The organism is Streptomyces sp. T028, assembly GCF_048159505.1.
In the GTDB taxonomy this organism is placed as follows: Bacteria; Actinomycetota; Actinomycetes; order Streptomycetales; family Streptomycetaceae; genus Streptomyces.
Map to the genome: position 1 here is coordinate 231,053 of NZ_JBLRVZ010000026.1, position 19,291 is coordinate 250,343.

The 19,291-nt window shown below is 71.3% G+C and carries 18 protein-coding genes; 6 read left to right on the top strand and 12 right to left on the bottom strand.

The window, feature by feature from the left end:
- Positions 1 to 43: 43 nt before the first annotated feature.
- From ACLZN2_RS24965 to ACLZN2_RS24995, 7 genes are read right to left on the bottom strand one after another with little or no spacing between them, the layout of a single operon-like run.
- Entirely contained in the window at positions 44 to 1,195 is a 1,152-nt protein-coding gene (locus ACLZN2_RS24965) for an LLM class flavin-dependent oxidoreductase (protein WP_416981236.1), read from the bottom strand.
- A gap of 22 nt (positions 1,196 to 1,217) precedes the next feature.
- Complete coding sequence (locus tag ACLZN2_RS24970) at positions 1,218 to 2,429, bottom strand: FAD-dependent oxidoreductase (RefSeq protein WP_416981237.1); 1,212 nt, start codon at positions 2,427 to 2,429, stop codon at positions 1,218 to 1,220.
- Between the two features lie 60 nt (positions 2,430 to 2,489).
- On the bottom strand, positions 2,490 to 3,371 hold the full coding sequence (locus ACLZN2_RS24975; RefSeq protein WP_416981238.1) for a beta-ketoacyl synthase chain length factor: 882 nt from the start codon (positions 3,369 to 3,371) through the stop codon (positions 2,490 to 2,492).
- Positions 3,368 to 4,561, bottom strand: a complete 1,194-nt coding sequence (locus ACLZN2_RS24980; RefSeq protein ID WP_416981239.1) for a beta-ketoacyl-[acyl-carrier-protein] synthase family protein — start codon at positions 4,559 to 4,561, stop codon at positions 3,368 to 3,370. The genes ACLZN2_RS24975 and ACLZN2_RS24980 overlap by 4 nt, the downstream gene beginning before the upstream one ends.
- Positions 4,551 to 4,796, bottom strand: a complete 246-nt coding sequence (locus tag ACLZN2_RS24985) for a hypothetical protein (protein WP_416981240.1) — start codon at positions 4,794 to 4,796, stop codon at positions 4,551 to 4,553. Before ACLZN2_RS24985 ends, ACLZN2_RS24980 begins: the two co-directional genes overlap by 11 nt.
- Positions 4,793 to 5,071 carry an acyl carrier protein gene (locus ACLZN2_RS24990; protein ID WP_416981241.1) on the bottom strand — a complete coding sequence of 93 codons (279 nt, stop codon included), beginning with the start codon at positions 5,069 to 5,071 and terminating at the stop codon, positions 4,793 to 4,795. Before ACLZN2_RS24990 ends, ACLZN2_RS24985 begins: the two co-directional genes overlap by 4 nt.
- Before the next feature lie 56 nt (positions 5,072 to 5,127).
- The gene (locus ACLZN2_RS24995; RefSeq protein WP_416981242.1) at positions 5,128 to 5,940 is read right to left on the bottom strand and encodes a 2-amino-3,7-dideoxy-D-threo-hept-6-ulosonate synthase; all 813 of its coding nucleotides are present in this window, start codon (positions 5,938 to 5,940) and stop codon (positions 5,128 to 5,130) included.
- A 261-nt stretch (positions 5,941 to 6,201) separates the two neighbouring features.
- On the opposite strand from ACLZN2_RS24995, the gene ACLZN2_RS25000 reads away from it, so the two are divergent.
- The 5 genes from ACLZN2_RS25000 (at position 6,202) to ACLZN2_RS25020 (ending at position 10,003) form a co-directional block, all read left to right on the top strand.
- Entirely contained in the window at positions 6,202 to 7,320 is a 1,119-nt protein-coding gene (locus ACLZN2_RS25000; protein ID WP_416981243.1) for a 3-dehydroquinate synthase II family protein, read from the top strand.
- Positions 7,321 to 7,408: 88 nt separating this feature from the next.
- Positions 7,409 to 8,821: a class I adenylate-forming enzyme family protein gene (locus ACLZN2_RS25005; protein WP_416981244.1), complete on the top strand. Its 1,413-nt coding sequence runs from the start codon at positions 7,409 to 7,411 to the stop codon at positions 8,819 to 8,821.
- Positions 8,818 to 9,276, top strand: a complete 459-nt coding sequence (locus ACLZN2_RS25010) for a MaoC family dehydratase N-terminal domain-containing protein (protein WP_416981245.1) — start codon at positions 8,818 to 8,820, stop codon at positions 9,274 to 9,276. The genes ACLZN2_RS25005 and ACLZN2_RS25010 overlap by 4 nt, the downstream gene beginning before the upstream one ends.
- On the top strand, positions 9,273 to 9,704 hold the full coding sequence (locus tag ACLZN2_RS25015) for a MaoC/PaaZ C-terminal domain-containing protein (protein WP_416981246.1): 432 nt from the start codon (positions 9,273 to 9,275) through the stop codon (positions 9,702 to 9,704). The genes ACLZN2_RS25010 and ACLZN2_RS25015 overlap by 4 nt, the downstream gene beginning before the upstream one ends.
- Complete coding sequence (locus ACLZN2_RS25020; protein ID WP_416981247.1) at positions 9,701 to 10,003, top strand: chorismate mutase; 303 nt, start codon at positions 9,701 to 9,703, stop codon at positions 10,001 to 10,003. Before ACLZN2_RS25015 ends, ACLZN2_RS25020 begins: the two co-directional genes overlap by 4 nt.
- A gap of 53 nt (positions 10,004 to 10,056) precedes the next feature.
- Here ACLZN2_RS25020 and ACLZN2_RS25025 read toward each other — a convergent pair whose 3' ends face one another.
- From ACLZN2_RS25025 to ACLZN2_RS25045, 5 genes are all read right to left on the bottom strand, one after another.
- Entirely contained in the window at positions 10,057 to 11,577 is a 1,521-nt protein-coding gene (locus tag ACLZN2_RS25025) for a DHA2 family efflux MFS transporter permease subunit (protein WP_416981248.1), read from the bottom strand.
- Between the two features lie 123 nt (positions 11,578 to 11,700).
- Positions 11,701 to 13,242, bottom strand: coding sequence for a long-chain-fatty-acid--CoA ligase (locus tag ACLZN2_RS25030; RefSeq protein ID WP_416981249.1), 1,542 nt, complete (start codon positions 13,240 to 13,242; stop codon positions 11,701 to 11,703).
- A 91-nt stretch (positions 13,243 to 13,333) separates the two neighbouring features.
- Positions 13,334 to 14,563, bottom strand: coding sequence for a 5-aminolevulinate synthase (gene hemA, locus ACLZN2_RS25035; protein WP_416981250.1), 1,230 nt, complete (start codon positions 14,561 to 14,563; stop codon positions 13,334 to 13,336).
- 137 nt (positions 14,564 to 14,700) lie between these two features.
- Positions 14,701 to 16,275: a class I adenylate-forming enzyme family protein gene (locus ACLZN2_RS25040; RefSeq protein WP_416981251.1), complete on the bottom strand. Its 1,575-nt coding sequence runs from the start codon at positions 16,273 to 16,275 to the stop codon at positions 14,701 to 14,703.
- A 519-nt stretch (positions 16,276 to 16,794) separates the two neighbouring features.
- On the bottom strand, positions 16,795 to 17,673 hold the full coding sequence (locus ACLZN2_RS25045) for a ribosome-inactivating family protein (protein ID WP_416981252.1): 879 nt from the start codon (positions 17,671 to 17,673) through the stop codon (positions 16,795 to 16,797).
- 287 nt (positions 17,674 to 17,960) lie between these two features.
- Between ACLZN2_RS25045 and ACLZN2_RS25050 the strand changes: the two genes are divergently transcribed.
- On the top strand, positions 17,961 to 19,190 hold the full coding sequence (locus ACLZN2_RS25050; protein WP_416981253.1) for a GNAT family N-acetyltransferase: 1,230 nt from the start codon (positions 17,961 to 17,963) through the stop codon (positions 19,188 to 19,190).
- Positions 19,191 to 19,291 lie beyond the last annotated feature (101 nt).

Below are 19,291 nucleotides of genomic sequence, written 5' to 3' on the forward strand. Positions count from 1 at the left end.
CCCGCCACCGGGCTTCTTCGCCGGCTTCTTCGCCGGCCTGCGGCTACTTCTGCGCCGCCACAGGGCGGCCGAGCAGCGTGGCGCCGTGCTGCTCGGCCCAGGCGCGGGTCTGCTGCGAGGTCCACTGCTGGGAGGCCGTCAGACCGCGCAGCGAGCCGTTGAAGCGGGGCGCGACGAACCGGGCGAGGAGTTCGAAGCTGTTCTTCATCCGCTCCCGGGGCGCCCAGTCCTGGACCGTGACCAGAAGTCGGCCGAAGCCGCCGGTGGCCTCCTGGACTCGCTCCACCGCGAGGATGGCGTCGTCGACCGAGCCGATGATCGCGCCATGGTTGTCGACCGCGGCCTCCAGCGCCTTGCGGGCGTCGGCCCGCGACAGCGCGATCGGCAGGCCGAGGGTCTGCGCCCAGTACTCGTTGCGGTACCGGAGCCACCCCTCGACCACGTCGGTGAAGGCTTCCTCCCTCGTCTCGGCGATGTGCACCGGGAGGGTGATCCGCCAGTCGGCGCGGTTCGCGGTACGGCCGTGCTCGGCGGCGGCCTCCTCGGCGTGCTGCCACTGCGCCCGCAGGTCGCTCGGCGAGGTGCCCGGGCGCGGAGTGCCCAGGGAGAGCGGACTGATGCCGTGCTGCCCCGCCAGCCGCATCCCGCTCGGCGAGGAGGCGCTGGAGACCGCCACCGGCAGGCCGGTACGGGAGTACGGGCGCACCTGGAGCCTGGCGTCGCGCAGTTCGAACCAGTCGGTACGACGGGTCAGCGGCTCCTCGCTGTTGAGCAGCTGGAGGATCACCTCCAGCGACTCGGCGGTGCGCGGACGGGTGTCCCCCGGGTCGATGCCGAGGATGTGCATGTCGGAGGGGAGCGACCCGGCTCCGACCCCGAGCATGAAGCGGCCCCGCGTCATGTGGTCGAGCTGGACGGCACGCGAGGCGACCATGAAGGGGTGGTGGTACGGGAGGCTGGTGACCCCGGTGCCCAGCCTGATGTGCCGGGTGCGCTCGGCCGCCGCGGCGATGAAGAGCTCGGGCGAGCTGATCGTCCCCCAGCCGGCCGAGTGGTGTTCGCCCACCCAGAACTCGTCGAAGCCGAGCTGGTCGAGCCATTCGATCAGCTCCATGTCCCGCCACATGCTCAGGGTCGGGTCCTCGCCGAGCGGGTGGAGCGGCGAGAGGAAGGCGCCGAAGCCGATCCGGTCCATCTGGGACTCCTTCTGTGATGTGTCAGTGGTTCGCGGCGGCGCCGGAGCGCGCCTGGTTCGCCATGGCGCGCGCCAGCAGCGGCCTGATCTCGGGCTGGCCCAGTGCGAGCAGTTCGAATTCGGGAGCCCGCTCGCGCTCCGGCGCCGCTTGGGCCGCACTGGCGGGGGTGTTGGTGGCCTGGAGCGCCTGGAGTCCCTCGATGTACGGCCGGCGCAGCCGCTCGAACTCGTCGAGCCCCCGGGTGCCGTGACCGCTCAGGGCCCGGTCGACGGCTTCCGTCAGACAGACCGCGTCCTGCAGCGAGGTGTTCATGCCCTGGCCCGCGAAGGCGTGCATGCCGTGCGCGCTGTCGCCGAGCAGCACCACGTTCCCCGCCGTCCAGGCCTCGGCCCGGACGGCGAAGTGCTGCACTCGGCGTACCTGGTCCCAGTCCGTGATGTGCCGGGTCAGCCAGGGCGCCAGCCGGGGCACCACGTCGGACCACACCTTCAGCAGACCCTCGACCGGGCCGTCGAGCACGCTGGCCGCCGTACCGGCGTCGGTGATCCAGACGATCACCAGTCCGTCCTCGCCCCGGCGGGTCTCCAGCAGATAGCCGTGCGAGCCGAAGTGCGCCCGGGTCAGCTCGTCCCAGTCCGGCGGGATCGGCACACCCGCGTCCAGGTAGGCGCCGTCCGACGCCGTGACCTCTGCGGCGATCCCGGCCAGCTCGCGGACCACGGAATGACGGCCGTCGGCGGCCAGCAGGTACGTCGGCAGGTACTCCTGGCTTCCGGCAGCCGTACGCACCGTCAGCGCGCCGGTGCCGCTCAGTTGCTCGACCTCGGCGCCCCAGACCAGCCGGACGTCGGGCAGTTCGGCCAGCTCGGTCAGCATGGCGTCGAGCAGTACGCCGGGCCGCAGCGACAGCGCGTACGGGACGGGGCAGTCGGCCAGTTCCTCGTAGCGGTACCGGCCCGCGAGGCTGCCCGCGAAGTAGGCCTCGGCGCCCAGCAGTCGGCCGGCGCCGACCGACGCCGGGCCGAGCAGGCCGACCTGGTCGAGCAGCCCCAGGGTGACCGGCTGGACGATGACGGATCCGCCGGCCGCGGGCGCGGCGCCGCCCGGATCCGGGCGGCGCTCCAGCACGGTGACCCGGCGGCCCCGGCGGCCGAGCAGCAGCGCAGCCAGCAGCCCGGCCGGCCCCGCGCCGACCACGCAGCAGTCGGGCGCGAACTCGTTTTCCTCTGACAAGGTGGATCCTCTTCCTCTCGGGGGATGTCGGGGCAGTCGGGAGACAGCTCCTGGGAGACGTCAGGGGGCGACGGGCCCCACGCAGAAGCGGTTCGGACCGGTGCCGTGGATCACCGCTCGCGTCACACGGCCGCGCTTGACCCTGTCGGCGGCCTGCGCCGTCTCGACGAGGGCCCTCAGCCAGCCGAACGGCGCCGTCCACGGCGCGGCCGAATCGGCCGCCCGGTCCGGTTCTTCGGGCATGCCGCGCAGCTCGGGCAGGCCGGTGGCCCTGCGGCGCAGGAGCAGGGCCACGGCGGCGTCACCGGCCGGCAGCGCGTCGAGGCCGTCCTCGTCGGCGGCCAGGCCGTGCACCCAGGTGGCCCGTTCCCGGGGCTCGGTCTCCACCCCGATCACCAGGACCTGTTCCACGTCGTCCTGGTCGAGCAGCAGGTCCGCCGCGCGGAGGGCCTCGGCGGCCAGGTCGCCGCCGGCCGAGAGACAGGTGAGCTGTCCGGTGATGCCGTACCGCTTGGTCAGGTGGCCGAGGATCGATGTGGTGACGGACTGGAAGAACAGCAGCGGACTGTGCACCCGGTCGGCGACGAGGCGCTGGGTGGCGGTGTCCGTGGTCGTGGTGTCGCCGAAGAGGGTGGCCAGCACGACCGCGGTGCGGGGGCCGGCGGCGCCGACCAGGTCGTCCGCCGTGCCCGGCGCTCCGAGGCAGGCGGTCACCACCTCGTGGACCAGCGGGCTGAACCGGGAGACCACGAAGCCGGTCACCTTGGGCAGTTCGGCCTCGGCGGCTCCTGGGAGGCCTGCCGCCTCCTCACCCCACGGGGTGAGGCAGGCCGCGCTCGCGATCGCACGGGGCTTGGTGAGCACGGTGGGCATACGGGCGTCCTCTCGGATCCGGGGATGATGTCCGGGGCCGGCGTCGCCGTACGTGTCGAGGGCCGTCACGCGCGCTCCAGCAGCAGAGCCGCGTTGACCCCGCCGAAGGCGGCGTTCAGGGAAAGCGCGCTCTCGATGCGCGCCGGGCGGGCCGAACCGGGGATGTGGTGCAGGTCGCAGGCGGGATCCGGTTCGGTCAGGCCTGCGGTGGGTGGCAGTAGGCCGTCGCGCAGGGCGAGCAGCGTGATCACGGTCTCGACGGCCCCGGTGGCCTCCAGCATGTGGCCTGTGCTGCTCTTGGTGGAGCTGACCGGCACGTCGGCCGCGTACGGGCCCAGGATCCGGTGCAGTGCGGCGGTTTCCGCCACGTCGTTCAGCGGCGTTCCCGTGCCGTGCGCGTTGATGTAGCCGAGTCGCTCCGGTGCGACTCCGGCCCGGCGCAGTGCGGCGCCGGCGGCAGCCGCGAGGCCCAGGCCCCGCGGGTGCGGCTGGATGACGTGGTGGGCGTCGGCGGCCATGCCCCACCCGGTGACGCGGGCCAGCACCTCGCTGCCGCGGGCACGGGCGCGGGCGGCGTCCTCCAGGACCAGCACCGCAGCCCCGTCGCCCTGCAGCAGACCGTCGCGGTCGGCCGAGAAGGGCCGGACGGTGCCCCGCCGGCTGAGTGCCTTGCCCGAGTCGAACTTGGCGAAGACGTCTTCCGTGACCAGATACGCACCGCCGCAGACGACGGTGTGCGCGGCGCCGCTCCTGATCAGCTCCGCCCCGTGCGCGATCGCGTTGGTGGAGGCGACGCACGCGTTCACGAACGCCAGCCTGGGCCGGCCCAGGCCGAGTTGCTCACCCAGGCGGTGCGCGAGCCGGGCCGGCAGGCTGTCCAGCATGCGCCGGTCCGCCGGATCCTGGCCGGCCGCCTGGTCCTGCCAGAAGGAGCGGGCCGCCGAGTAGTCGCCGTTCGTGCCGAGCAGCACCGGGGCGCCGGCTCCGTCGGTCCCCGCCATCCGCAGCGCCTCCACGGCGCACGCCTGCAGCACCTCCGCCTGGGCGGGGGTGTAGCCGGGTTTCACCGGCACCTCCGGTATGGAGGGCCCGTCACCTTCGTACGTGGCGGCGCGCTTCGCCCGGTAGGGGGCCGGGTCGAACCGGGTGACCGGTGTGAATCCGGTCCGTCCCGCGAACACGCCGTCGCGCAGGGCCTCGGCGCCGAAGCCGAAGGCGGTGAGGACTCCGAACCCGGTGATCGCCACCTCATGCGTCATGGACGACCTCCTTGGACGTGGTGCGGGTGAGGCGACGGTGGAGTTCGCCCACCGAGGTGCAGGAGGCCAGTTCCTCCTCGTCGTCCGGCTGGATCGTGATGCCGTGCTCCTCCTGGAGGAGGTGCACCAGCCAGACCAGGGTCATCGAGTCGAGAACGATCTCGTCGTCCTGGGATTCCTCGGTGAGTACGCCGCAGTCGCGGAGCATCCGTACGACGTCCTGGGTGGAGATCACTGAGCCGCCCCGCCCGCGGCCACGCGGGAACGCCGCTCCACCACCACCGTCACGAGCTCACCGAGGGTGGAGACCACCTCCGGGTCCAGTTCCGATTCCGGGAGCTCGATGCCGTACTCGCCCTCGAGTTGCAGCATCAGCTCGATCGTGGCCAGGGACTCCAGGCCCAGGCCGTCGTCACCCAGCGGTGTCCGGTCGTCGATCCGGTCCGGAAGCGGCAGGTTGATCACGTCGCGCACCACGGTGAGCACGAACGCGCGGGTCTCGTCATGCATGGGTCGTTCCTTCGGCAGTCGGTTGAGGAGGGACGGGAGCGGGGCCGGGTTCCCGCTCACCGCACGACGGCCGGGATCCGGCCGGTCAGCGGGTCCGAGGAGCCGGACGACCCGTGGATCACCGAGGCGAGTTCCCGGACCGCCTTGACGGGCTCGGGGTGCTGGAAGACGCCGCGGCCGACCGCGAGGCCGCTGCCCCCGGCCGCCATGACGGAGGCCGCGAAATCGTTGAGGGCGGCTCCTCGCGCCGGCCCGCCGGCGAGCAGCACCGGGATCGGGCAGCTCTCGACGATCTCGGTCATCCGGTCGAGCGGCTCCGGCCACGCGGTCTTCACCAGGGTGGCGCCGAGGTCTGCGGCCACATTCACCACATGGGCGAGCAGCGCGGGATCGTGCGGGTCGGCGATCCGCGGACCGCGCGGGTAGACCATGGCCAGCAGGGGAACGTTCCACCGCTGGCAGGCGTCGGCGACCGAACCGAGGTCCGAGAGCTGCGCGGCCTCCGTGTCGGATCCGATGTTGACGTGCACGCTCACCGCGTCCGCGCCGAGCCGTACCGCCTCTTCGACATCGCCGACCAGGACCTTGGCATCGCCGTCGCGCGCATGCGGGGTGCTCGCGCTGAGGTGGACGATCAGGGCGCACTCGCGCAGCAGCCTCGGATCGACCGTCCTGGCCCGTCCCTTGTGCACGACGATCGCATCGGCTCCGCCCGCCACCACGTCGCCCACCAGAGCGTTGAAGCGGGCGGCGTCGACGATCGGGCCGTCGGCCACCGAGTGGTCCATCGGTACGAAGAGGAAGCGCCCGTCCCGGTGCCGGGAGAGCCGGGCCAGCCGAACGGCGAGGCCGTCGGACCGTGCAGTCATACTCCATCAACTCCTGGTTTCCATGGGGATGTCGCCCCACCTCGGCAGGCATCTGGAGTCTGGCGCGGACGCGGTGGCGGGGCAGCCCCCGAATGGAGCGTCAGTAAGGGAGTCGCGGGCGGCGCGATGGAGGTAGCCGGACAGGCAGGTGGGGCCCGCGGCGGCCGGACCCGGTTGAGCAGTCCTATCGAGCATGTCGGCCGCTGGTGCCCGGTGCGAGGGTTCTGCCAGCCAAGCGTGCCGATCACAGGGATGGTAGTTGTGAAATTCGCATGGGTTGATCTCCGCTCCGTCGCCGCCGACCAGCGTGAGTCGATCGTGGACGCCACGGTTCACGCCCGACTGGCCGGCGTTCTGGACGACCGGCTCGACACGCTCGCGACCCTGCCGCCGACGGTGCAGAAGCTTCTGGTCACCGAGCCCGGGGCGGTGCTCGCCCCGGAGGCGGACGACCTCGCCGACGTGGTCCTCACCCGGGTCGGGTCCACGGCGGAGCTGGAGAAGCTCAAACTGGCCGCGGCCGACCGGCCCGACCGGTCCGGCGCCTTCGTGGAGGTCGTCGACGACCCCACCCTCAAGGTGGCCTGTGCCGCGGCGCAGGCGCTGGAGTACACGGTGGTGAAGTTCCGCGATCCGACCAAGATCCCGCTGGAGATCGTGATCGCGGCCGCCGACAAGTCCCCCGGGCGGCTCATCTGCGAGGCCGCCGACCTCGAGGAGGCCGGCATCATCGTGGACGTCCTGGAGAAGGGCTCGGACGGTTTGCTGCTTACCCCCAAGGACGCGGGCGACGTGTTCGGCCTCACCTCGCTGCTGGCGAGCACCACCCCGGACCTCGAACTGACCACCCTGACCGTGGAGTCCATCGAGCACAACGGCCTCGGCGACCGGGTGTGCGTCGACACCTGCACGCACTTCGAGAAGGACGAGGGCATCCTCGTGGGCTCGTACGCGCACGGCTTCGTGCTGTGCGTGAGCGAGACCCACCCGCTTCCGTACATGCCGACCCGGCCGTTCCGGGTGAACGCCGGTGCCCTGCACTCCTACGTCCTCGGGGCGGACAACCGCACGAACTACCTCAGCGAGCTCAAGGCCGGCGGCACGGTGCTCGGTGTCACGGCCGACGGGCGGACCCGGCGGATCGTGGTGGGCCGGGTGAAGCTCGAGTCGCGTCCGCTGCTGACGATCCGGGCGACGTCGGAGAGCGGTGTCGAGGTCAGCCTGACGCTGCAGGACGACTGGCACGTCCGGGTGCTGGGTCCCGGCGCGGCGGTGCTCAACGTCACCGAACTCAAGGCCGGTGACAAGCTGCTCGGCTACCTCGCCACCGACAAACGTCATGTCGGCTGGCCGGTGGGCGAGTTCTGCATCGAGAAGTGACCGACGCGCGAGCAACTGCCGGCATCCGCCCCCACGGGGATGCCGGTCCCCGACACCACGCTCTGGATCCTGAGGGAAGGATGACGTGATGGCTGCCGCCACGGACTTCAGCGCCTGGCTCGCCGCTCTCCTGTCGGACAAGGAACGTTTCGACGAGGTGTGGGCCCACGGTGAGACCGTGGTCACCCGCGAAAGGCTGCAGGCCGAGACCGAGCGCGCACTCGGCACCCTCCGGGCGCACGGGGTCAGGGGCGGCAGCACGGTCGCCGTCCAGGTGCAGCCGGGTTTCACCCTGCTCTGGTCGGTGTTCGCGCTGTGGTCCGCGGGCGCGCAGGTCATGCTCCTCGACCCGCGGCTGACCGCCGCCGAGACCACCAGGCTGCTGGAGCTGTGCGAGCCGCAGTTCCACCTGACGTCCCCCGCCGCCGGTCGGTCGACGGCCGTGTTCCGGGACGAGTGCGAGGTGGTGGTGGAGCGCCGCCCGACGGGCCGGGCCGCGCAGAGCGACCACAGTCTGCTCCAGTTCAGCTCGGGCTCCACCGGACTGCCCAAGGTGGTCGGCCGCACGGGTCGGTCGCTGCTCGCGGAGGTGGAACGCTTCGCGGGCCTCCCCGACATGCCCAAGCGTGGCGAGAGCCTGCTTCTGCTCAGCTCGCTGACGCATTCCTTCGGCCTGATCGGCGGCGTGCTGCACGCGCTGTTCACCGGGGTCACGCTGCACTTCGCCACGCGACCGCAGCCGTACGAACTGCTGAAGCTGATGGTCGAGCGCCCGGTGGACGCGGTGTTCGGGGTGCCGGTCCATTTCGACCTGCTCAGCCGGCCCGCCGCGGTGCCGCCGTTACCGGCCCTGCGACTGGCCGTCTCCGGCGGCGAGGCGCTGTCGTCCGAGGTGTTCGTCCGCTTCGAGGAGCGGTACGGCGTCCGGGTGGGACAGGCGTACGGCATGACCGAGGTCGGCATCATCGCGACCGATCTGACGGGGCAGTACGGCTCGCCGGCGGTGGGGCTGCCCGCGCCGGGCGTCGAGACCGCCGTCGAGGACGGGACGCTGCGGGTGCGGCTGCCCGAGAACCCGTACCTGCACACCGACCGTGCCGAGCGGTACACGGACGGCTGGCTGAACACGTACGACCGCTGCTCGCTGCGGCCCGGCTCCGGAGTGCTGGAGATCAACGGGCGGGCCGACTCCGTGGTGGCCATCGGCGGGCTCAAGGTCGACCTCACGGAGGTCGAGGCCGCGCTGCTGGGGCACCCGGCCGTCAGCGAGGCGGTCGTGGTCTTCGGCGAGGCGATCGAGGCCCACCTGGTCGCCGAGGGCAACCTGCCCAAGCGGGAGTTGCTGGACTGGTGCCGGAGCAGGCTGAGCCCGCACAAGATCCCCAAGGCTTTCCACTTCAGTGCCGCGGCGCTGCCGCGCACCAGCAACGGCAAGCTGATCCGCAACCGTGAACTGCTGCACGCGGCACGGGAGAAGGGCCGTCCGGCGGTGATCCGGTGATCGATCCGAGCTTCGTGGGAACCAGGTCCGAACCGTTCACGATGGACGTGGAGCGGGGCAGGCTGCGGATGTTCAACCAGGTGGTGGAGGCGTCCGGGCCGGTGTTCACCGACCCGGCGGCCGCCCGGCGGGCCGGGTATCCGGACCTGCCGGTGCCCGCGACCTTCCTCTTCGGCCTCGATCTGGCGGACCCGTCGGACCTGCTGGCCGAGATGGGCGTGGACCTGCCCCTGGTGCTCCATGTGGAACAGGGATTCGTCTACCACCGGACGGCGTACGCGGGAGAGACGCTCACCTTCTCTCCGGTGATCACAGATGTCTACTCCCGCCAGGGCGGGGCGCTGGAGTTCGTCGTACGCGACACGGCGGTGACCGGCGCCGACGGCGGGCCCGTGGCGGACCTCCACCAGGTGATAGCCGTACGTTCCCCGGACTCCGGGAAGGAGCGGCCATGACCGTCTTCTCCCTGGCGGCCGCCGAAGTCGGCACCGAACTGCCCGAACTGCCGGAGCGGCACATCAGCCGAGCGCTGTTGGCGCTCTTCGCGGGCGCCTCCGGCGACCACAACCCGATCCACATCGACTCGGACGCGGCCCGCGCGGCCGGCCTGGACGACGTGATCGCTCACGGCATGCTGTCCATGGCACTGCTCGGGCGGCTGCTCACCACCTGGGTGCCGATCGAGGACCTGCTGTCCTTCCGGGTCCGCTTCTCGGCGGTCACCCCGGTCCATGCCCGTCTTCGCTGCACGGCTCGTGTCACGGCGATCGACGAGGACGGGGCGGTGCGCCGGGCCCGTCTGGCCGTCGCGGTCCGGATCGAGAACGGTCCCGTCACCGTGCGCGGAGAGGCCTTCGTCCGGCTGCCCGGAGCGGGAACGTGAACGGGGTCCGGGCAGGCGACGAGCGCATCGTGAAGCAGCACGCGCACATCGAGGAGATGGACCGGTCGCTGATCGATCTGATCCTCCGGCGGACCGAGGCGGCGGCGGAACTCGCTTCCCTGTGCCGGGACCTCGGCGCGCCCGGCGTCGACCTCTCCCGGGAGAACGCCGTGCTGCGGCTCTACCACTCGGCGCTCGGCCGGTCCGGCACCTCGCTGGCGCTGCTGCTCCTCGGGCTGGGCGAAACCCGCAAGCGGGCCGCTGCCAGGGACCCGGCGGCCGGCCCGGCGGACGAATGAACCGGCTTGGGNNNNGCACGCGTACGCGGGCCGGGCCCAAGCCGTGCACCGGGTCAGACCGCGGGTTCGCTCGTCTGCAGGCTCTGGGGGGCGGGCGACGGCACGCCGCGGGGCATCCTGCCGGGCAGAGCGAGGCACGGCAGGAGCGCGAGCACGGTCAGCCCGAGGGCCCACCAGAAGGTGACCGAGAAGGCGCCAGCCAGCGAGTGGGCGATGTCGCTGCCTGGTACGACCTGGGTCAACCCCGCGGCCCGGCCGTCCAGTTCGTTGGTCGCCCGCTGCTGGAGCACCACGGCGAGCGCGGCCGTGCCCACGGACGCGCCGATCCGCTGGAAGATGTTGAAGGCGCTGGTCGCGTGCGGCACCGAGGCGGACCGCAGACCCGAATAGGCCGTGGTCATGCACGGCAGCATGGCCGCGCCGAACCCGAAGCCGCGTACGACCATGGCGGAGCAGAGCATGACCTTGCTGCTGTCGGCCGTGATCAGCCCGAACGGAATGGTGCCGGCCACTGCCAGGAAGACGCCCGCGATCGTGACCGAGCGGGCCCCGAGAACGGCCGTGAGCTTTCCGACCACCACGATGGCGAGGAAGTAGCCGAGGCTCTGCGGCATCAGCAGGAGGCCGGACTCCATGACGTCCGCTCCGCGCACGAGCTGGAAGTACAGGGGCAGTGGGATCATCGCGCCGAACATCGCCATGCTCAGGAAGAACGTCGCCGACGTACCGCTTCTGAAGTTGCGCTCCCTGAACAGCCGCAGATCCATCAGGGGCGCGAAGCGGGTGCGCAGCGCGTGTCCGCAGAAGGCAAGGATCAGTACCGCCCCGACGCCGAGTCCGGCGATCGTCGCGTCGTTGCCGAAGCCGCCCTTCTCGCCCACCTCGGACAGGCCGTACAGGAAGGCGCCCAGGCCGGGCGCGAGCAGCACGAGACCCAGGACGTCGAGCCGGGACGCGCCCGGGGCGACCACGTTGTCGATCTTCAGGAGGGACAGCAGGATGGTCGCGAGGCCGAGGGGCAGGTTGAGGTAGAAGATCCACCGCCAGCCGATGTGGTCGATGACGACTCCGCCGAGCGTCGGTCCGACGACCGGGGCGAACATGGCGGGGATCGAGACGATGCCCATCAGCCGGCCGAGCCGCTTGGTCCCCGCCGCCTGGGCCAGCAGCGACTGGCCGACCGGCATCACCAGGCCGCCGCCGACGCCCTGGAGCACGCGGAAGACGATCAGGCTCTCGACCGACCACGACAGGCCGGCGAGTAACGAGCCGGCGAGGAACACCACCTGCGAGAACAGCCAGGTCTGCTTGGCGCCGAAGCGCTCGACCGCCCATCCGCTGAGCGGGATGGTCATGCACAGGGCCAGCAGATAGCCGGTCACGGACCACTGGACGGCGGACAGCCCGGCTTCGAACTCCTTGGCGAGCGTGCCGACCGCGACATTGACGATCGTGCTGTCCAGCAGGGTGGCGAAGCCTCCCAGCACCAGGATGCCGGTGAGCCACCAGAGATCCGGGCCGATGCGATCGGTGTCGCCCGCGGCCACCGGCGGCGCCGCATTGTCCTTGCTCATGGGTGTCTGTTCCCTTCCGAGGAGTCCGGCACCGATCTTTCCACGACACGTGTTGTCTGTGCAACAGGTGTTGTGGACAGCGGGACCGGGCAGCCGGCGGGAGGATCAGGACGGGGGTGAGGATCAGGACCGGGTGCCGAGAAAGGCCGTCAGCTCCCGCTTGAGGACCTTCCCGCTGGGACCGAGCGGGAAGGCATCGACGAATTCGACCCGGCGGGGGTACTTGTACGCGGCGAGCCGTTCCTTGCTCCAGGCCACGATCTGCGCGCCGAGCGACGACTCCGGCCGGGTGCCCGGCCGCACCACCACCACGGCGCACACCTCCTCGCCGTGGACGTCGTGCGGCACGCCGACGACGGCGACCTGCGCGACGGCCGGGTGGTGCGCGAGCACTTCCTCGATCTCGCGGGGGTACACGTTGTACCCGCCCCTCACCACCATGTCCTTCTTGCGGTCCACCACGGACAGATAGCCGTCCTGGTCCTTCACGCCGAGATCGCCCGACCGGAACCAGCCGTCCACCAGCACCTCGGCGGTCGCCTCCGGCCGGTTGAGGTATCCGGCCATCACGTTGTGGCCGCGGATGACGATCTCGCCCACCGTGCCCGCCGGCACCAGCTCGATCCGGCCCTCCAGATCGGCCCTGGCGATCTCGACGTCGACGCCCCGGATCGGCAGCCCCACCGTGCCCGGCCTGCGCGGCCAGGCCTTCTGGTTGTACGCGACCACCGGGGACGTCTCCGTCAGGCCGTACCCCTCGTAGACGGGGCAGCCGAACACCCGCTGGAACTCGTCGAGCACCTTGACCGCAAGCGCCGAGCCGCCGGAGAAGGCGCGGTCGAGCGGCGGCCGGCGGGAATCCCGCGTGGCCGCTTCGAGGAGCGCGATGTACATCGTGGGGACGCCCATGAAAACCGAGCAGCGCTTGTCGGTCATGAGTTCGAGAGCGCGCTGTGCGTCGAACCGCTCCATCAGCACCAGGGTGGCGCCGGCCCGGAAGCAGGTGTTCATCCCGCAGATCTGCCCGAAGGTGTGGAACAGCGGCAGAGCGCCCAGCAGGACGTCCTCGGCCCGGAAGTCGAACGGGGAGACCAGAGCGGTGTCGACGTTCATCGTGATGTTGCGGTGCGTCAGCATCGCGCCCTTGGGGCGGCCGGTGGTCCCGGATGTGTAGAGGACCACCGCGAGGTCGCCCGGCTCGCGGGGCGCGCAGCCGTCGACCGGGGCCGCCTGCCCGGCAAGGACGTCGAGACGTGGTGCGCCCGCGCCGTCGTCCGCCCCGACCGTGACCAGCGGCACCCCGGCAGCCTCGGCGCCCGGCTCCCCCTCCGACAGCAGCGATCCGGCACAGACCAAGGCCGTGGCACCGCTGTCACGCAGGACGTAGTCGACCTCGGACGCCTTGAGCAGCGCGTGGACGGGCACCACCACCGCGCCGAGCGCCAGCACGCCGAAGTAGGCCATGGGGAACTCGGGTGTGTTGCCGAGCAGCAGCGCCACCCGGTCGCCGGGGCCGACACCCAGACCGGCCAGTGCCGAGGCGTACTTCCTGGCGTTCAGCCAGAGTTGCCCGTACGTCACTTCCTCCGCGCCGAAGACGACCGCCGGATGGTCCGGGCGCCGGGCCGCCGACTCGGCGAGTATGGCCGCTACCGACAGGGACATGTGGCCTCCGCTCATCAGTGCTCGTCGCGTCGTTCGCCGTTGTACGGAGCACCCCGGACACGTGGTCCGGGGTGCTCCAGGGGTGTACGGGTCACCGTGCGTGCGCGGCCCGCGTCCGGGGGATGTCCAGCTCCTGCCAGATGCCGCCCAGCGCCTCGGCGAACTTCTCGACGTCGCTCGGGGTGTGCGTGGCCGAGGGGGCGACCCGCAGGATCTCCTCGCCGGCCCGGACGCTGGGCGCGTTGATCGCCTGGACGTAGATGCCGTGGCGCTCGAGCAGAAGGGCGGAGGCCTGCCGGCAGAGCACGTCGTCGCCGACGAAGACGGAGACGATGTGGGACATCGGTGAGACGTACGGGATGCCCTGCTCGTCGAGCAGGCGGTGCAACAACCGCGCGTTGTCCTGGAGCCGGATCCGCTCGTCGTCCGAGGAACGCAGGTGGCGGACCGCGGCAAGCGCCCCCGCGGCGAGCGCCGGCGGCAGGGAGGTGGTGAAGATGAAGGAGCGCGAGAAGCTGCGGACCGCTTCGATCAGCGGGGCGGGCCCGGCGATATAGCCGCCGGCGGTGCCGAATCCCTTGGCCAGCGTTCCCATGATGACGGTGAAGTCGTCGGCGATTCCCTCGCGGGCGGCGATGCCGGCCCCCTCCGGCCCGTACATGCCGACCGCGTGCACCTCGTCGATGAACGTCGTCGCGCCGTGGCGTTCGGCGACGGCGATGACGTCATGCAGCGGCGCGATGTCGCCGGACATGGAGTAGACCGACTCCAGGACGATCATCTTGGGGCGGGCCGGGTCGGCGGCGGCGAGCAGCTCCTCGAGATGCGCCACGTCGTTGTGGCGGAAGATGCGCTTCTCGGCGCGGCTGTGGCGCAGGCCGTCGATGATCGAGGCGTGGTTCAGCTCGTCCGAGAAGACCAGCGTGCCGGGCATGCGCCCGGCCAGGACGGTCAGGGCGCCGTCGTTCGCGGTGTAGCCGGAGCTGAAGATCAGGGCCGCTTCCTTGCCGTGCAGGGCCGCGAGTTCCTTCTCCAGCAGTACGTGGTAGTGGTTGGTGCCGCCGATGTTGCGCGAGCCGCCCGAGCCCGCGCCGAACGCTTCGAGTGCCGTCTTCATCGCTTCCAGCACCGCGGGGTTCTGCCCCATGCCGAGGTAGTCGTTGCTGCACCAGACGCTGACCTCCAGGTCCGTCGCGTCGGTTCCGGTCCGCGCGATCGCGCTGGGGAAACGTCCGGCGCGGCGGCCGATCTCCAGGAAGGACCGCTTGTGATCGGCGAACTCCTTCATCTCGCTCGTGAAAAAGTCCAGATGCTGGGTCATCGTGCCAACTCGCTTTCTGCTGAAAGGCGTCGAGTGAACGGCGTCGGGTGAAGGGCATCGGGTGAGTCATCGGGTGAAAGGCGTCGAGCCTTCGTCGGCGGCCGACGGAAGAGTGGCCAGAGGGTCCGTGCGGTGTCTCAGCCGGGGGATCCGAGCAGACGCAGGCGCCGTTTGTCCGGCTTGCCCGATTCATTGAGCGGCAGCTCCTCGAGGAACCTGATCTCCTCAGGGGCGTGCGTGGTGGTGAAGACCGTGCTGATGTGGGCCCGGACGGCGTCGGGGCTGATCCGCGCCCCCGTCTCCGGCACGATCGCGGCGTGCACATGCTCGACGTGGTCCGCGTCGCGGACGCCGTAGACGGCGACGTGCGCGACGCCCGGGAGAGCGGCGATCTCCCGCTCCACGACGGCCGGATAGACCTTGACGCCCGCTGTCTTGACCATGTCGGCGACCCGGTCCAGGAGGTGGAGACAGCCTCGTTCGTCGAGGTGTCCGATGTCGCCCGTGCGACACCACCCGTCGCGCAGGGTCCCCGCGGTCAGCGCGGGATCTGCCAGGTACCCGTCCATCACATGCGGTGAGTGCGCCCACACCTCACCGATCCGGCCGACGGCCAGCTCGTCGCCGGAGCGGGGATCACACACCTTGACCTCGGTCTCCGGGAAGGGACGGCCCACCGTCGAACGCAGGTACGGATCCTGGTGCCCGCCGGGGTCGAGCATGGTGATCCGGCCGGCCTCGGTGGTCCCGTAGCCCTGCACCAGCACAGGCCCGAAGACCCTCACCGCCTCCTCGATCCTCGCGGGCGCGGCGGCGCTGCCGCTGTAGATCAACTGTCGCAGGCAGGACAGATCGGCCGGCTCGGCCCGGGCGTGGTCCACCGCCCGGTACAGGTGGGCCGTGGCCATGAACGTGCGGGTGATCCCGTGCTCCGCAACGGCGCGCAGGGCCCTCGCGGGATCGAACTCCTCATGCAGGAAGACGGTTCCGCCGACGGAGAGGACCGCGTCGGCCATCGGGCCGGCCGTATGACTCAGCGGGGTGACGACGAGAATCCGCGGGTCGGGCTCGCTCACCGACGCCGCCGTAGCCTCGACGGCACTGTCCCAGGCGCGCATCGACAGGCGGATTCCCTTGGGGCGACCGGTGCTTCCGCTCGTGAACACGATCGCGGCGAGCGCCCGGGGATCCGCCGGCGTGAGCGCGTCGAGGTCCACTGCATCCGCGGGCTCGGGGTCGGCGGGTACGCATCCGAGCGCCCCGGCACCGAAACCCGTGACCAGCAGGCGGCGCTCCACCCGCCCGGACAGCGCCCGTGCGCGTCCGGCATTCCCGGCGTCGGTGAACAGCACGTCGGCCGAACTGTCCCGCAGGATCCGCAGCTGCGCATCGGGGGACAGCACGGGAACCGCCGAGCCGGGGTTGGCGGACCGCAGGTGGCAGACGGCGGCGCCCAGGAGGTGGGCCGCGTAGCGCGCGATGAGCATGTCGGGGCTGTTGGGCGCGACCAGGATCGCGACGATGCTGCCGCCACCCACGCCGAGTCCACGCAGGGTGCGTGCCGCGCCGGTCACGGCCGCAGCGAACTCCCCTGCCGAGACGGCCCCGCCACGCCAGTGCACGGCAGGGCGGTCCGGGGCGGCGGCCAGTTGCGACATGATCCGCCGGGCATAGCCTGCCGGACCGGCGCGCCGGCCCTGCACAACACCCATGCTCACCTCGTTTCAGCGCGCGACGTCCCGCCGGACGGGCCGCCGCTGTCCTTCACCGACGCACGTCAGCCTTCCGGTGGCCGAGCACGGCGACAATGAGCAAACGGCCTGCCTGAACGAGCGATGGGCGCCGCCCCCGTGACCGGCCAAGCAGCGCACGAGGGGCGCAGGCCGGCCACTCCGAACGGACCACGACGGCCCTCGGCGGCAGTCCGGCACGCGCTTCGCCCACGGATGCGTGGGCCGGTGCGAGGCGCACGCGCCCCGTGGAGCCGAAGAACGGTCTTTGCGAGCAGCCGTGGCGAGGCGCGTCCGGGGAGAGTCCGGCGAAGGTGGCTGATTCCTGAGGATGACGCAGGACGGTGCCGCGGTCGCGCAGGCCGCGACGGTGGTGGCGTGTCTGCCTGCCACGGGGACGCCGCCCACCGCCTGATCACCTACTACGCCGACCCGGTACTCCCGACCGCCGTCACCCGGGTGACGGCGGTGGCGTAGGCATCGCGCCCCGAATCGAGGGGTTCACTGACTGTTCTGCAGCAGGGCGATCGCGAGGATCGCGGCCATGGTGCTGATCGTAGTCGCCTCGAAGTCGACCTCCGGGGTCGCCGGGTCGTCGATGGTGAAGTTGATCGGTGTGGCGTTGTTGAGACTGTCGACCAGTTGCTGTGACGCCTTGCCCCAGTTCAGCATGAGGGATGCCTCGGCAGGGGTGACCGTGTGCGAGCCGGCGTCCCCGAAGGACTGCGCGAAAGCGGTCTGGACGGGGTCGAACCTCGCGCCCTCCGCGACCGCCATGATGAACAGCATCATCGACCGGGCCTGGTCCCGCTGCGAAGTGGTCGCCGCGTCGCGGAGCGTGGTCCATGCGTTCGCCCAGGCTGCGGAGTTGAGTGTGATGCCGTCGCGGGCTCGTCCGGCCTCGCGCTCAAGGTCGGTGTAACTGCCGTTGTAGGACAGGTTGGTGACGGGCTGGTTGTCGCCGGGCCCCCGGTAGCCGACGTCATCCCCTTTGAAGTAGAAGACGGGCAGCTTGGGATCGGTGCCCGACAGCCACCCGACGACGAAGAGGTCCCGTGCCCGGACGATCAGCCGGACCAGGCTGTCGCCGCCCGTCGACGGTCCGGCGGCGCGGCTGTCACGGATGTTGACGGTGAAGGTGTCGCTGCTGTTGGGGTCGACCTCGAGCACGCCCTCACGCAGCACCTGTCCCCCGGTGGCCCGCTGACGCACCGCGTTGATCATGTTGTTGTAGCCGGCGACGCCGTCGGCCAGATCCCAGCGCACGTCGGTGACCTCGTCGACGGCCTCGGCCTGCCGTTGGAACTGCGGAACCACGAGGGCGGCGCCGCCCAGCACCGTCGCGATGCCCAGGAAGAGGGCAAGGAACTTCCTGCTCAACCACCGCGATCCACGCCTGTGCGTGGCGACACGGTCGGTCGTCGTACTGGCGGCGGCAGGGACTCTGTGCACGAAGGGTGCCTCCTTTGTCCAAGAGCGTGGCGGCCCGATTGCCCATGGGCTCGTCGCAGTCGAGTACGGGGGGACGTGCGCCCGTGTTCAAGCGGCGGCCGTCGACGCGGCTGCGGGCCCTGCCGTAATTCGCTTGCCCCGGCCACGCGTTGACGCTGCACTGTGGCCAGACACCACGAGTCGTGGTGCGGTGTCCCGAGGAGGCAGCGGCAGCGATGGAGATCCGTCCCACGACCGACAAGGATCTCGACGTCTTCGTCGACACCGTCCATGCCGCGTTCGGGCGCTTCCCGGAAACCCCGATCGAGGGCGGCGGGCTCTGGTGGTCGGCGCTCGAAACGGACCGCTGCCTGCTCGCCCTGACGGCCGACGGGCGGCCCGTCGGCACCGCCGCCACGCACTCCTTCGAGCTCACCCTGCCCGGAGAGACCCTCGTCCCGGCCGCCGGGGTGACCGCCGTCGGCGTCCTGCCCTCGCACCGGCGCCAGGGCGTGCTCCGCGCGATGATGCGGCATCAGCTCACCGAGCTGCGGGCCCGCGGGGAGTTCCTTTCCGTGCTGCTGTCCTCTCAGGCCACGATCTACGGCAGGTTCGGCTACGGACCGGCGACGTACACGGCGCGGCTGACGGTACCGCGCCACGAGGCCGCCCTCGCCGTTCCCCGGGCGCGCGCAGTGGCCGGCGCACCAGCGACCGGCTCGGACAACGGCTCGGTCGAGGTCCTGCGTCGGGCCGAGTGCGGAGAGATTCTGGAAGAGGTCTACGACCGCTATCGCCGCGCCCAGCCCGGCGCGCTGTCCCGGCCGCACCGCTGGTGGGCCCTGCGCGCGGGGCAGCCCCCGATCTCGCCGGCTCCGCGCTACGTCGCTGTCCACCGTGACGCAGCCGGCGTCCCGGACGGGTACGCCAGCTACTCGATCGAGTCCGGCGCCCTGACGGTCGACGAGACCATCGCCACCGACGACGCCGTCTTCACGGCCCTGGCCCGGTTCGTACTCGGACACGACCTGGTCTCTCGGGTCGTCTTCCGGCACGTCCCGCCCGACCACCCGCTGCGCTGGCAGTTCGCGGACTTCCGCGCCGGCGAGGTGAGCGGCGCCATGGACTGGCTCTGGGTACGGCTGCTGGACGTCCCGCGTGCGCTGGCCGCGCGCGGCTGGTTCATGGACGGCGAGCTCGTCCTCGACATCGACGACCCGTTCCTCGGCGAACACGACCGTTACCTGCTGACCATCCGGGACGGCAAGGCCGACTGCGTCCCGACGGACCGGGAACCCGACCTGTCCCTGGACATCGGCGACCTGGGTTCCGTCTACCTCGGCGGCACCGCCCCGAGCACGCTCGTACGTGCCGGACACATCCGGGCCCACCGCCCAGGAGCTGCCGCTCTCGCTGACGCGCTCTTCCGCGCCGAGCGCTCCCCGCACTGCCTGCACTGGTTCTGACCGCGCTCGCAGACCCCGCACCACAGTCGACTCCGGGTGACGACGCCGGGGAGCGCTGTGTGGCCGCTCTGTAGGGTGCTCGTGGGATGCGACGAGGGGAG

Bases quoted from the DNA above. Each gene is read 5' to 3' on its own strand.
- ACLZN2_RS24965 (WP_416981236.1), bottom strand. From the start codon at position 1,195: ATGGACCGGATCGGCTTCGGCGCCTTCCTCTCGCCGCTCCACCCGCTC.
- ACLZN2_RS24980 (WP_416981239.1), bottom strand. From the start codon at position 4,561: ATGACGCATGAGGTGGCGATCACCGGGTTCGGAGTCCTCACCGCCTTC.
- ACLZN2_RS24990 (WP_416981241.1), bottom strand. From the start codon at position 5,071: ATGCATGACGAGACCCGCGCGTTCGTGCTCACCGTGGTGCGCGACGTG.
- ACLZN2_RS24995 (WP_416981242.1), bottom strand. From the start codon at position 5,940: ATGACTGCACGGTCCGACGGCCTCGCCGTTCGGCTGGCCCGGCTCTCC.
- ACLZN2_RS25005 (WP_416981244.1), top strand. From the start codon at position 7,409: ATGGCTGCCGCCACGGACTTCAGCGCCTGGCTCGCCGCTCTCCTGTCG.
- ACLZN2_RS25015 (WP_416981246.1), top strand. From the start codon at position 9,273: ATGACCGTCTTCTCCCTGGCGGCCGCCGAAGTCGGCACCGAACTGCCC.
- ACLZN2_RS25025 (WP_416981248.1), bottom strand. From the start codon at position 11,577: ATGAGCAAGGACAATGCGGCGCCGCCGGTGGCCGCGGGCGACACCGAT.
- ACLZN2_RS25030 (WP_416981249.1), bottom strand. From the start codon at position 13,242: ATGTCCCTGTCGGTAGCGGCCATACTCGCCGAGTCGGCGGCCCGGCGC.
- hemA (WP_416981250.1), bottom strand. From the start codon at position 14,563: ATGACCCAGCATCTGGACTTTTTCACGAGCGAGATGAAGGAGTTCGCC.
- ACLZN2_RS25040 (WP_416981251.1), bottom strand. From the start codon at position 16,275: ATGGGTGTTGTGCAGGGCCGGCGCGCCGGTCCGGCAGGCTATGCCCGG.
- ACLZN2_RS25050 (WP_416981253.1), top strand. From the start codon at position 17,961: ATGGAGATCCGTCCCACGACCGACAAGGATCTCGACGTCTTCGTCGAC.